13 protein-coding genes (1 of these 13 running past the window's edge) are annotated in these 12984 nt (G+C 67.2%); 4 read left to right on the forward strand and 9 right to left on the reverse strand.

Annotation, left to right across the window (positions count from 1 at the left end; all coding sequences use genetic code 11):
* The 9 genes from GQR91_RS14505 to GQR91_RS14545 form a co-directional block, all read right to left on the reverse strand.
* On the reverse strand, positions 1–633 hold the 5' portion of the coding sequence (locus GQR91_RS14505; protein ID WP_149683198.1) for a glycoside hydrolase family 5 protein. It extends 624 nt beyond the left edge of the window; only the first 633 of its 1257 coding nucleotides appear in the window; its start codon is at positions 631–633; its stop codon lies beyond the left edge, outside the window.
* Between the two features lie 548 nt (positions 634–1181).
* Positions 1182–1736 carry a glycosyltransferase family protein gene (locus tag GQR91_RS14510; protein ID WP_149683199.1) on the reverse strand — a complete coding sequence of 185 codons (555 nt, stop codon included), beginning with the start codon at positions 1734–1736 and terminating at the stop codon, positions 1182–1184.
* Positions 1736–2299: a polysaccharide biosynthesis/export family protein gene (locus tag GQR91_RS14515; RefSeq protein ID WP_160146842.1), complete on the reverse strand. Its 564-nt coding sequence runs from the start codon at positions 2297–2299 to the stop codon at positions 1736–1738. Before GQR91_RS14515 ends, GQR91_RS14510 begins: the two co-directional genes overlap by 1 nt.
* 43 nt (positions 2300–2342) lie before the next feature.
* Positions 2343–3503, reverse strand: a complete 1161-nt coding sequence (locus GQR91_RS14520) for a glycosyltransferase family 4 protein (protein WP_160146843.1) — start codon at positions 3501–3503, stop codon at positions 2343–2345.
* 10 nt (positions 3504–3513) lie between these two features.
* Positions 3514–4212, reverse strand: a complete 699-nt coding sequence (locus tag GQR91_RS14525) for an exopolysaccharide biosynthesis polyprenyl glycosylphosphotransferase (RefSeq protein ID WP_282957540.1) — start codon at positions 4210–4212, stop codon at positions 3514–3516.
* A gap of 161 nt (positions 4213–4373) precedes the next feature.
* Positions 4374–5108 carry a CpsD/CapB family tyrosine-protein kinase gene (locus GQR91_RS14530; protein ID WP_149683202.1) on the reverse strand — a complete coding sequence of 245 codons (735 nt, stop codon included), beginning with the start codon at positions 5106–5108 and terminating at the stop codon, positions 4374–4376.
* On the reverse strand, positions 5108–6478 hold the full coding sequence (locus GQR91_RS14535) for a Wzz/FepE/Etk N-terminal domain-containing protein (protein WP_160146844.1): 1371 nt from the start codon (positions 6476–6478) through the stop codon (positions 5108–5110). The genes GQR91_RS14530 and GQR91_RS14535 overlap by 1 nt, the downstream gene beginning before the upstream one ends.
* Before the next feature lie 31 nt (positions 6479–6509).
* The gene (locus tag GQR91_RS14540; RefSeq protein ID WP_149683204.1) at positions 6510–7838 is read right to left on the reverse strand and encodes an ATP-binding protein; all 1329 of its coding nucleotides are present in this window, start codon (positions 7836–7838) and stop codon (positions 6510–6512) included.
* On the reverse strand, positions 7835–9121 hold the full coding sequence (locus tag GQR91_RS14545) for a hypothetical protein (protein ID WP_149683205.1): 1287 nt from the start codon (positions 9119–9121) through the stop codon (positions 7835–7837). The genes GQR91_RS14540 and GQR91_RS14545 overlap by 4 nt, the downstream gene beginning before the upstream one ends.
* A gap of 318 nt (positions 9122–9439) precedes the next feature.
* On the opposite strand from GQR91_RS14545, the gene GQR91_RS14550 reads away from it, so the two are divergent.
* Genes GQR91_RS14550 through GQR91_RS14565 form a run of 4 tightly spaced genes read left to right on the forward strand, consistent with a single transcriptional unit; the run spans position 9440 to position 12945 of the window.
* Complete coding sequence (locus tag GQR91_RS14550; RefSeq protein WP_149683206.1) at positions 9440–10396, forward strand: hypothetical protein; 957 nt, start codon at positions 9440–9442, stop codon at positions 10394–10396.
* A gap of 50 nt (positions 10397–10446) precedes the next feature.
* Positions 10447–11565 carry a Gfo/Idh/MocA family protein gene (locus GQR91_RS14555; RefSeq protein WP_149683207.1) on the forward strand — a complete coding sequence of 373 codons (1119 nt, stop codon included), beginning with the start codon at positions 10447–10449 and terminating at the stop codon, positions 11563–11565.
* On the forward strand, positions 11562–12059 hold the full coding sequence (locus tag GQR91_RS14560; RefSeq protein WP_149683208.1) for a glycosyltransferase: 498 nt from the start codon (positions 11562–11564) through the stop codon (positions 12057–12059). The genes GQR91_RS14555 and GQR91_RS14560 overlap by 4 nt, the downstream gene beginning before the upstream one ends.
* A 10-nt stretch (positions 12060–12069) precedes the next feature.
* Positions 12070–12945 carry a hypothetical protein gene (locus tag GQR91_RS14565; RefSeq protein ID WP_149683209.1) on the forward strand — a complete coding sequence of 292 codons (876 nt, stop codon included), beginning with the start codon at positions 12070–12072 and terminating at the stop codon, positions 12943–12945.
* Positions 12946–12984: the final 39 nt, after the last annotated feature.

Genomic DNA, 12984 nt, shown 5'->3' on the forward strand with positions numbered 1-12984 from the left:
GAAGGCGCTGATCGGCACCGTGCTGGATCCGAGCTGCGCCTTAGACTTGCGCCCCCAGCTCCCGTCATAGCCGACCCACCGCTCGCCGTAATTGTGACACAGATCGAGGATCACCTTCAGCCCGTCCGCGTGCGCCTGGTCCAGATAATGCTTCACCAGCGATACCGGATTGCGCAGCGGATTGTTGGGATCGCCATAATGATCGAACAACTGCTCGCCCAACGGGCCGTTCAGCCGGGGCTGTAACCGTTCCCACGAACCCTCCAGCCGGATATGGTCCATCCCCTTGCCGGCATAATAGGCGAAGTGCGACGTCGGCGTGACGAACACCTCTCCGTTCAGATGGCCGGGCAACGAGTCCGCCGCGCCTTCGATCGTCGAGAAGGAAACGCCGGAGCGGAACGGCATGGTGAAGGCGGCTGCGGCCGGTGCGGGCGTCGGCGTCGGGCTCGGAGCGGGTATCGGGCGCCGCGCAGACGCCGATCCCGTGACCACGTCCACCGCGGCGCTGGCCGATCCGCTGCTGCCACCATCGCCGCCACAACCGGATACGAAGACGGCACTGCCCGCGGCGATCCAGCGCAACAATTCGCGCCGGCCGACCGGGCCTTGATCCACCGGGCTGCGCATCATGCATGCTCCTGGCAGGTGACGGGGCGGGATAAGCACATAATTACCATGATCAATCTCTCGGGGCACGCGGCCGCCGCACGCGGCGCACGCGCTTTGCTCCGCGCCCGGTGACGTGCCGGGGCGGCTGTTACGATACAGGTGCGGAAGGGATGTGTGTGGAGCGCGGCTACGCCCGGACGTCCGCCCGAGGCTCTCGCGCTCGGGGCAGCGTTCGCCCCGTGCTAATGCTGATGTTTCATATTCAGTGGCGGCAATCGCGGGGCGCGCCCGTTACCGGGCCATCCAGATCACCATTCCCCAGACGATGATGTTGATGGGACATGCGAATATTACCCCCTTCAGCAGCGACGATCGCCAACGCCGTGGCCGCGTGCGTGCGAGGTCCATCGGTCCGGCAAGGGGAGACGCGTCGATCATGGCCGCCCTTCTTGAGGTAACGACCGGATCATACCTAATATTATTGAGCATAAACAAGTATTCCGAAGGGAGTAGGCGCTCTACCTCCGGTTCGGGTCAACCGCTACTTAAGCAGCATTCTGTCGGTTTTTTTACACAATCCGGCCCCAGCACTCAATATCTTCCTGCGCGCCCACCTCCGGCCATTGCGCCAGACAGCGATGGGCCAGCCGCTTGGCGATTCGGCCGGAAGTCGACAGATGCTCGGCATTGGCGATGCTGTCGATCCACAGCGTCCGTACCCCGAACAGCCGCGCCATCAACAGGAAGGGCAGCATCGGCGCCGATCCCGTGGTGATGAAGGCCGCCGGTCGCTCGCGGACCATCACGACCAGCGCCCGCGCGAAGATCGGCGCAAACCCCTTCAGGCTGAAGCGCGACGCGTCGGGCACCGCATAATAGCGATGCCCGGCCACCACCTCCGCATAGCTTTCGAAGGTCGAGACATAGGCCACGTCGAACCCCTCGAACGCGGCACGCAGCCGGCGCAACTCCACCCAATGCCCGCCACCCGATGCACCGGCCAGGAGGCGCGGACGGCGTGCACCAGACGGCGCGGGCGCCGTCTTGTCGGGAACCGGGCGGGAGGGGCCGCCCTCCCCTCGCCCGCGTGCCGCCCGTGCCAGCGCGATGGAGCCCGCACCCATCAGAAATATCGCTCCACCACGCGGATCGTGTCGCCCGGCAGCACGGGCGCGGATGCGGTGACCGGCACCGCCACCTCGGCGGGCGCGCCGGCGCGTTTGATGAACACCATCTTCTTCTTGGCGCGGTAGGTGAAGCTGCCGGCATCGGCCACCGCCTGCATCACGGTCAGCCCGCTGGCGAAGTCGTACTTGCCGGGCCGGTTGACCTCACCGGAGATATAATAAGGGCGGTATTTGGTCACTTCCGTGCTGACTCGCGGCTGGCGCACCAGCCCCTTGGCGCCCAGCGCCGCCTCCAGCTTGCGGCTCAACTGGTCCGGGGTCACGTCGCGCACCGGCACCGTGCCCAGCATCGGCATTGCCAGCGAATCATCGGCCGCGACCATGAATTCGCCACTGAACTCCTCGAACCCGAAGGTGGTGATGCGCAGCTTGTCACCTGCGCCCAGCGTATAGGCGCTGGGCATCGCGGCGGCGCTCTCCACCGGCAGCGGCTGTGCGGCGCACCCGACCAGCAAGGCCGCTGCCGTCATCGCTCCTGCCATCATCATAGTCTTACGCATGACCCCACTCCTTCTCCTGACGAATGCCCCCGAACCATCGCCGTCACGGCACCGTCGCGACGGTCGCCTCCTGTGGCCACAATGCCGGGCGAACGCCGCCCCGGCCTCCGGTGGCGCTGCGATAGATGCGCTCGATCTCGTCGGCGATGCCGCTCCACGCAAAGCTCGCCAGCGGTGCCGCCAGTCGCTCGGCGCGGCCGGCATCGGCCTCGAACACGGCCAGCGCCTCCAGGAACACATCCACCTCACGTCCATAGTCGAACCCGATGGTCAGCCCGGTCCCCAATCGGTCCAGCGTCCGGCGAAAGGCCGGAATGCCGCTCAGCACCGGGAACAGGCCGGCCGACGCCGCCTCCACCGCGGCAAGTCCGAAGCCCTCATAGCCCGATGGACAGGCATAGACGCTGCTGCGCGCGATCAGGTCGCACAAGGCCTCGTCGCTGGGCGACCCGTGGAATTCGACCACATCGTCCAGCGCCAGTTCGTGCGCCGCCAACCGCAGCTCGGCGATGGTCACGCCCATTTCCTTGCCCGCCACGATCAGGCGCCATGCCGGATCGACTTCGCGCAGGCCGGCGAACCAGGCGAGCAGCCGGTGGACGCCCTTGTGCGGTGCCAGCCGTCCGAAATAGATCATCGTCTTCGTGCCCGGCTGCGCCAGTCCGGCGAACTTGGCCACGTCGACGCCATTTTCCACCGGCACCACGCGCCCGGCCGCGATCCGGCCGAAGCTGTCCGCATCCTGCAGGCTGGAGGCAATCACCGTGTGATAGCGGGTCAGGGTCGCACGGCTGATCGTCGCGAACCACAGCCGCTTCATCCGCATGGCAAAGGGGGTGTGAAAGATGCCGCCATGCGACGTCATCACCAGCGCGGCCCGGTGCCGCCAGCGGGTCCAGCCCAGCGCCTCGGCAAAGAATTCCAGGCCATGGACATGGATGACATCGGGCCGCCCGACCGCGCCCACCACGCCCGGCGCCAGCGGATAGCGGCGGCTGCCGCGGAACGGCACGCGCACCACCTCGATGCCGTCGATCACCTCGCGCTCCGGCAACCGCGTGCCGTCGCCGTCGAAGATGCGGTCCAGCGTCACCACCCGCACCTGATGCCCGGCCCGGCGCTGTTCCTGCGCCAGCAGCGCGACATAATTCTCCATGCCGCCGATGCCGGGGGCATATTGGCGCGTGGCATGCGTGATCCGCATTCGGGTCCTTTCAATAGGCATTGGGGTCGCGCACCATGCGGGGGATCGTCTTCAGGATGATCGCCAGGTCGAAGGCCAGGCTCCACCGCTCGATATATTCGCAGTCGGCACGCACCCGGCGTTCCATGCACGACAGGTCGTGGATCTCGCCGCGAAGGCCCCGGATCTGCGCCAGCCCGGTGATGCCGGGCCGCACCGCAAACCGCTTCATGTAATCGGCGACCAGCAGCGCATAATGGCGATCATGCGCCAGCGCGTGCGGCCGCGGTCCGACCAGCGACATGTCGCCGCGCAGGACGTTGAACAGCTGCGGCAGCTCGTCGATGCTGGTCGCGCGCAGCACCGCACCCAGCGGCGTCACCCGCGCATCGCGGCGCGTGGCATGGCGGATCTCCTCGCCATTCTCGGTGCAGAACATGGTGCGGAACTTCAGAACCTCGAACGCCTCGCCGTTCAGCCCGCTGCGCCGCTGGCGGAACAGGATGGGCCCGGGGCTGGTCGCCCGGATCAGCATCGACACCAGGATCAGCGCCGGGAGTACGAAGACGATCAATGCGGATGATACCGCAATATCCAGTATCCGCTTCGATATTGCCGTAGCCGGATGGTTCTCGACCGCGATGACCCCCGATGTTTGCGTGATATCGTCGGCGACGACACCATCGACATCCAGTATGTCATCGGTTGCGCAGCCATCGAGGTTCTGCATGTCGACCCCCAATATTCTCAGCGTTGCGCCAAAGAATTTTGCCCCTGTTGCCTCAAGGCTACCCTACCCTGCCGCACCGCCACAAGCCGCCGGGCCGGTGCATAAGAGGGGGCGGCGCTACTCCCCTTGAGAAGACTCGCGCCGCCCGTCCCATATCGGGATCAGGTCGCCAGCAGCGTGCCGACCAGCGCGGTGCGCATCTCGCCCAGCCGGTCGGCGACGTGGCGGATCGCCTCCACCGGCGTCGAACCACGGCGCACGATCAGGATCGCGGCATCCACTGCCTCGCACAGCGTCGGGGGATCGTTGTGGGTCATGCCGACATCGACCACCATCATGCCGAAGCTGTCGAGCAGCGGCATCGCCCTTCGGTGGAAGCGCTCGCCGTCCAGCAGCACCGCCGCGTCCGGCCCGGACCGTCCCGCCACCAGCACCGACAGGTTGCGCACCGCCGACGGCTCGACCAGCGAGCGGGCATCGTCGTCCCCGGCCAGTGCCGCGGCCAGCCCGGCGGTCTGCGGCATGCCGAGCAGGGCATGCTGCGCCGGACTGGCCAGATTGGCATCGACCAGCACCGTCGGCGTCGCCGCCTGCGCATAGGAGATGGCCAGGTTGGCCGCGACCACGGACGCCTCGAACGGCGCCCCTATCCCCAGGATCGCCACCGATCGCACCGGCATCGCATCGGCGCGGGTGGAGGCCGCGATCGACAGCCGCAGCGAGCGGGCCATGCGCGCCACCGGATCGTCCGGGTCATAGGCCGCACGGGCATAGCTGCTCAGCCGCGCATCCTCGGGCGCCAGCACCACGTCCGGCTGTGTCCGCCGCGGCTCGTTCTCGTTGGCCTCTACCCGGTCCGCGACGAGCACGCGGTGTTCGCTCGATCGAATGCGCATCACATCCCTCCCACGGCATGCGCCCGTCCGTGGCGGAACGGCGCGAAGTTGAAGCTGCCGACGACGGGGACGCCGGTGGCATCGATCAGCCCGCCCGCGGTACGCACCAGCGGGCGGCTCCATTCGGCCAGCATCGCCGCGATCACGCCCAGCGCCAGCCCGCCCAGCGTCGCGAACAGTAGCAGCAGCGGCACGTTCGGGCTGGCGGGAAGCAGCGGCGCGGTGGCACGGTCGATCTGCTGCGCATTGGTGGTCGGCAGGCCGCTTTGCAGCCGCATCAGGTTCAGGCGCTGGGTGACGTTGTCATACGCCTTCTGCGCGGTGGCCACGTCGTTCTGCAACGCCTCCAACTGGCTCTGATAGCCGGTCATCTGCATCATCCGGGCACGCTGCTGCGCGACAAGGCCGCTCAGTTGCGCCTCGCGCGTCGCCGCCGCCGAACTGGCGACCCGCACCGACTGGCTGGCCGCCGACGTCTCGCTCGCCAGTCGTGCGCGCAGCACGTCCAGCTCGCTGCGCGCCGCGACGAGCAGCGGGTGGCTGTCGCCATGCGTCGCCGCCAGCTGGCTGACCTTGGCGTCATTGGCGGCGATCTGCTGGCGCAGCATGCCGACGACTGCGGTCTGCTGCACGTCCGGCGATTCCGACACACGCGATCCGGCGCGGGAGCGAAGGTCGGCGGCGCTCGATTCGGCATTGGCCAACTGGCCCGACAGCGCGTTCAGCCGGTCGGATTCCAGCGCCAGCACATTGCCGTCGATCAGGCCGTGGCTGCGCTGGAAATCGGTCACCTTGGCTTGTGCCGCCTCCAGGTTGCGGCGCACCTCGTCGGTGCGGCTCTGGAACCAGGTGGCATATTGCTTGGCGGTATCGGTGCTGATCTGCAGCCGCATCGTTACGAAGTTGCGGGCAAAGCTGTTCGCCATGCGCGCCGCGAAGGTCGGGTCGGACGCACGGAAGCGCACCGCCAGCACGTTGGTGTCCTTCTCCGGCGCCACCTCCAGATGGGCCAGCAGGTCGGTGACGATCCAGTTCTCGAAACTGCCCTCGCCCTTGCCTTCCTCCAGCCAGCGGGTGCGCAGTTCGGGATGGCGGACCAGCCGCTCGTTACGCGCCACGCGCCGGGCCACCGCATCGCTGCGGATGATGTCCGCCTGCGTGCCCAGCATCGACCGGTCGTCCTGTTGCTGGGGATTGTCCTGCAACGCCGGGTTCGGCCCCCGGTCGTCGAACAACAGCGACGCGGTGGCGACATAGGTGCGCTGCACCGTGGTCAGCCATATCCCCGCCAGCACCAGCGTGGCGATCAGCACCGCCACGATCAGTTTCCACCGCGCCTTCAGCGCGGCCGCCATATCGGAAGAAAACATCGCCCTTATACCCTCCCTGTTCTTGGTGCGGTCAGGCCGCCTCTGTCTGTCGTTCGCGCGTGGCGAGCTTCGCCAGCAGGAATTGTGGTGCCGCGCCGTCGCGGAAATGGAAGCGCGTGGCCTGCCGGTCGTCGGCGCGTACCGCCGCGCCGAAGATGGCGGCGTCCGCCTCGTCGCCGACGAAGCTGTCGTGCACCGCCGCCTCGCGTGCGATCCGCTCAACCGCGTCGACCGGCTGCGCCGGATCGGCGACCAGCGCGTCGAAGATGTCGGCATCCTCGTGGTTCAGCATCGCCCAGATGGTGAAGGCCCGCGCCAGCCCGCGATGCGTCGCCTCCAGGTCGATCACCTCGCCGCCGCGCCGCACCGTCTCGATCGCCGCGACGTAGCAGAACAGCTGGACGTGGTAGGGCGACCCGCACGAGATCGACGCGATTTCGGCGCGCGCCGCCTCGTCGAAGCGGACCTGCGCACGCTCCGCACCACGGTCGATCAACCGGTGGGTATCCTCGCGCGAGATGCGCCCAATCGGGATCGGGGTCAGGTGCCGGCGCAGCGAAGGGTGACACAGGATCAGCTCGTCCAGCGTCCGCGCGATGCCGACCAGCAGCACCTGTACCGGGACCCTCGCGTCCGACAGCAGCTTCATCAGCGTGGCGATCTGGCTGTTCACCGCCTCGCTCTCGACCCGGTCGAACTCGTCCAGGATCAGGATCGTCTGGCTGTCCGGCGACAGGCGGGACACCAGATCGACCACCTGCCGCGGCCCGAACTCGGCGGACAGCGCCTCGCGCTCGCGGGCGAACAGCGCCTTTTCCGCGAACGGCACCGCCGATTCCGGGATGAACGACAGATAGGGCCGCAGCAGCTCGGCAAAGCTCGCCGTCGCCTCGCACGCGGTATAGATCACCACCGCGCCCTGGCTGTCGGCATAGTCGCCGAACACCTGCGCCAGCGACGTCTTGCCCGACCCCCGCGCACCGTGGATGATCGCGTGCTGGCGGCTGAACAGCACCGCCTCGAACAGCGTGTCCAGCTTGTCGTCGCGGCCGTGCAGGTCCTTGCGCTGGCGCACCGGATGGGCGGAATCGAACGCCTCGATGATCCGCGCGGTCGCATTCTTCGCGCCGAACCGGCCCGGCATCCGCTTGGGCGGCAACTCATCGTCCTGCGTCACCGCATCGGCCGTCGCCCGGAAGGAGGGCGACGCCGCCGTTTCCAGCACCGGCTCTACCGGCTCGGGCAGGCGGCGTGGTGGGGGCGTGCCCATCAGCCACGCCTTCAGGCGTTTCAACCAGCGCGCGGACGTCGATCGATCGTCCGGATAGGGCGCGGCCAGCATCATCTGCTTGGCCGTCATCGCCGCAAGCCGTCTTGCATAGACCCTCCTGTCAGAAGCGGGGAAGGCGCACGGACGTGCGCGGGAAAGGAGAAACCGGTGCCGAAGCGCCGCACGGCGCGGGGCTTGGGCGGTGCGGCGGCGGGCGCGAAGCTGCCGGCGCGCATGAACCCGGCGAGCAGCCACATCATCGCGCTCACCTTGGTGCTGAACACCGCATTGCCCGCGATCAGCAGGTTGACGAACAGGAACACCCCTGTCGCCCAGGCGCAGCGCCGCTGTTCGGGCGAGCGGAACGGGATGACGAGGCCGACATACAGCCACAACAGGATCGCGCCGGCCAGCGAGCTGGAATACAGGACATAGGAATAGCCGCTGTCGACGAAGCGGCCCGCCTCCCACACCCGCCCGCCCAGCACCGCGGCCATGTCCGTCTTTGCCAGGAAGTCGACCGACAGGCCGATGCGCCCGGCCAGGTCGTCCTCCTTGGACGGACCCAGATGCGCCGACAACGCGGTGGCCAGCCCCAGCAGGACCAGCGGGAACAGCAGCAGCCCGGCCCGCGGCAGGCGCGGGTACAGCCAGTATCCGGCCAGCGTCAGCACCGCCAGCGTCGACCCCAGCCGGGTGTTGTTCGACAACAGCGCCAGCAGCACGAACCCTGCGGTCAGCGCGCGTTCCGCCCAGCCGATCCGGTCCCACATCGCCACCACGTAGATGGCGACGACGCTGGCGAAATTCGCCATCGAGGTCTGCTCGATGAAGATGGACGAGGTGCGCGGCGTGGTGAACAGGCCGAAACTGAACCGCCCCTCGAACCCCAGCGCATTGCCGAACAACCCGATATCGCTCTGGTCGACGTCGCCCAGCCCGCGCGTGTTCTGATAATAGCTGAACGGGCTGAATATCTTGGCGTAAAGCTCGGTGGAGGCGATCTCCATCAGCATCACCGCCACCACCAGCCCGACGCCGGCGACGAAGGCGGCCCGGATCGTCGGCATGTTGCACCGCATGCCCAGCATCGTGAACAGCACGATGATCGTCACGTTGCGCAGCGCCTCGATCGCGAAGCCGCCATTGGCGAACGACAATCCGATGGCCAGCAACAGGAAGGCGACGCCCAGGCCGACCGGCGGCGTATCCTCGACCCGCAGCCCGAATGCGATCACGCTCAGCGCCACGGCCGCCAATATGCCGAATTCGGCCAGCGCGACCTGCGTGATGGTCAGCGACGGCCCATGCGCGTTCACGATCGCCAGCACGCCGTTGAACGACAATGCCGCCACGGTCAGCAGCACCGGCAACCAGGCGATCCGCAGGTTTTCCCCTACGCCTTCATGAGTATCCGCTGCTCCGGAAGGCGAGTATTCGGCGCCCGCTTCCTTAACAGGATCAATAAAACGGCTGTGCTGTCGCCCAAATGTCATGATCTTTTCCGGCATCGCCGTACACCACCCCCTGGCCGGCTGTCCTTTATAGGGTCTTTCACCAATTGATTGTTTATGCAAGTCCTTCGGCAACGGCACTACTTGATTGGAATGTTTGCTGATGCTGACTCACCACCATGAATATTTGCCGTACCCATATTTGATTAGCCAGCGATCTTTGGAAGGACTTGCCTGATGGATAGGGTTCAGGTGACGGGTCTGCTCGTCCTGGACGACGGCTCGACCCGCTTTCCCAATCTGCGTGATCCGGGCAACGCGGCGGCGACCTATATCCGCTGTGCCGCGCTGATGGCGCGTTCGGCGCTGGCCGCCGGCTATCACCCGACCATCGTCACCAATCGCGCCGACATATTGGAACGCGACTTTGCCGAACTGGGCGTGCCGCCGGGTGTCACCTTCACCCAGCGGCAGTTCGTGTCGCGGCTCGATCCGGGCGCGCTGCACCGGGCCGCGCATCACAAGCTGGACGTGATCCGCGACCTTGCCGCGCGTCCCGCCGACGCCATAGCGTTGATCGTCGATCTCGACGCGGTGTTCCTGCGGGCGCTGGGGGACAGGGACCTGCCCGCGCCCGGCGCGATCGGCGCCTATGACATCAGCGAGGCGATGACCGCGGAGTCCGGCAACCGCGCCGCCGCCGATATCCACGCCATCGCGCCCGAGCCGATCGCAAGCCCGCGCTGGTATGGCGGCGAGCTGATCGTCGCGCGCTCCTCCGAGTTCCGGACGCTCACCACCCTGCTCGACATGGTGGAGCCGCGCTATTGGCGGCGTCACGCCGATCTTTACCACAGCGGGGACGAGGCGCCGGTCTCCACCGCGCTCAACCTCCACGTCGCGCGCGGCGGCGCGATCTGCGAGCTTGGTGCCCGCGGTACGGTGGTGCGCTGGTGGACCGCCAAGCGCCCCTTTCCCCAGCCGCGCCTGTCCACCCTCACCGACCGCGCGGTGCTGCACCTGCCCGCCGACAAGGAGTTTCTGGCGACGCAGGCGCATCTGCCCTTCGCGCCGGACATCTTCCTTGCCCGCTACCACGCCCATGCCCGCACCAAGCTGGCGCTGCGTCAGGTGGAGATGGTGCTGCGCCACCGGGCGCTGGGCCAGCCCCGCGCCTTCGTCGCCCGCCTGTGACGGCGCCGCGACCCTTGTTCACGACCCTTTCCGATACGGAGCCGAAGACCATGACCGAACCGTTCAACGTCGCCCTTGTCGGGCTGGGCAAGATGGGCATCTCCCACCTCGCTATCGCCAACGCCACGCCGGGGATGAAGGTCGTCGCGGTGTGCGACACCTCCGCGCTGCTCGGCGGCATGGTGCAGAAATATGCCAACATCCCCTATCTGGCCCAATATGCCGATGCGCTGAGCCTGCCCGGTCTTGACGGCGTCATCGTCGCCACCCCCACCCGCTTCCATGCCGACATGATCCGGCAGGCGATGGCGCGCGGCATCCATGTCTTCTGCGAAAAGCCGATGACGCTCGATGCCGATACCAGCGGCGCCATCGCCGACGAGGCGGCGCGCGCAGGGCTTGTCGGCCAGGTTGGCTATCACAACCGCTTCGTGGGCACCTTTGGCGAGGCCAAGCGCCTTCTCGATCTCGGCGCGCTCGGCCGCCTGCGCCACATCCATGCCGAGGCCTACGGCCCCGTCGTCCTGAAGCCCGCTGCCAAGACCTGGCGCAGCCAGTCGTCGGAAGGGGGCGGCTGCCTCTACGATTATGCCGCGCATCCGGTGAACCTGATGAACTGGTATGCCGGGGCGCCGGTCACCTGCTCGGGCGCGCAGATGACGCAGCAATGGTCGACCGATGTCGATGACGCGGTGTTCGCCAACCTGTCCTTTGACGGCGGCGTGTCGGGTCAGGTCTCGGTCAACTGGGCGGACGAGACCGCGCGCAAGATGACGACCAAGCTCTGCCTGTGGGGCGATCACGGCAAGATCACCGTCGATCGCCAGGAGATACAGGTCTTTATCGGCACCAACGGCACGCCGCCCGAGGGCTATCGCAAGGGCTGGACGATCAAATACATTACCGAACTGACCGATCATCCCGCCTTCTATCTCCGCGGCGAGGAATATTCGGCGCAGATGGAGGGGTTCGTCGCGGCGATGCGCAATCCCGCCGGCCCTTATGTCAACGATTTCGCCAGCGGCGCCGCCACCGACCGGACGCTGTCGATGATCCGCGACAGCGCCCGCGGCGTCGTCCCTGCCCGCGCCACCGCGGTGCTGAAGCCGGTGCCGCAGCGCCCCGCGATGCGCGCCGGCCTGTTCGGCTGGACGCTGAAGCGGGCATGATCTTCGCCTCCGTGGGCTCAATGCTGCCCTTCGACCGCTTCGTGGAGGCGGTCGACGGGTGGGCGGCGGCACATCCCGCCACGCCGGTCACCATCCAGATCGGCGACGGCACCTATGAGCCGCGCCACGCCGATTGGGTGCGCATCGTGCCGCATCCGCGCTACATGGCGCTGCTTGAGCGATGCTCGCTGTTCGTCGCGCATGTCGGCATCGGATCGATCGTGCAGGCGCTGGAAACCGGGCGGCCGATGGTGATGCTGCCGCGCCTCGCCTCGCTTGGCGAGCATACCACCGACCACCAGCTCCACACCGCCGCGCGGTTCCGGGACACGGCCGGCCTGACCATCGTGGACGACGTCGTCGCGCTTCACGCCGCGATCGACCACCATCTCGCCCACCCCGCGGCGCCCGCCGCCGCCATCTCCACCGCCGCACCGCCCGCGATGACGCAGCGGATCGGCGCCTTTCTCCACGGCCTTCCGGCCGCTTCATAAGGATCACCCGATGGATCGCATCCTGTTCGGCGACAATCAGTTCTTCGGCATCAACCACATGTCGGAGGAGAAGGCACGGCAACAGTCGATGCGCTTTGCCGACCTCGCCCCGATCATGGAAACGCTGCGGGGCGCGAAGAATGCCGGCGTCGACGTGTTCATGTGCACCACCCATGACCGCATCGCCGAGGTGGCGGAGGTCGTCCGCGACCAGCCGGAGGAATGGGCCGGCTTCAAATTCTACCCCTGCATGCCCTATGCGCACAAATACGCCAACGCCGTCACCGAATATGGCTATTTCGACGCACTGAAGCGCTTCCTGCCCGGCGGCGGCCTGCTGGACGCGGCGATGCGCGGTGGCAAGGCGCTGCTCACCCGCGACATGGAAAGCGTCGCCACCCTGCTGATCGATGCCGAGATGAAGCCGTTCAAGGGCCTGGAGACGCCCATCGTCTTCGTCCAGAACGTCGTCACCGACCTGATCCTCGGCCTCGGCTATTTCGAGGCGTTCAAGATCTTCGCCGACCATATCGAGAAGCGCTACAACGCCGAGGCCGGCTTCATCACCATGAACCTGCCCATGCTGCTGCCCGCGCTCGACAGCGTCGGCATCAGGAACCCGATCGTCTGCGCCAACGTCAACAAGATCGGCTTTCGCATGTCCGGCGGGATCGAGGCATATCGCCGGGCGACGCAGGAATGGCCCGCACGTGTCATCGCCATGTCGGTGCTGGCATCGGGCGCCATCCCGCCGGCCGAGGCGATCGAATGGGTGGTGAACGAGCCTTATGTGCGCTCGATCCTGTTCGGCGCCTCCAGCGAGCGCAACATCCGCAGCACCGTTGACCTGATCCACCGCTTCGACGGCGCGCTCGCGCCGGCCTGATCCATCACGCCGGCATCGGGGCAAGGGTCGTTGCCGATC

The sequence above is a fragment of the Sphingomonas carotinifaciens genome (genome assembly GCF_009789535.1).
GTDB lineage: Bacteria > Pseudomonadota > Alphaproteobacteria > Sphingomonadales > Sphingomonadaceae > Sphingomonas > Sphingomonas carotinifaciens.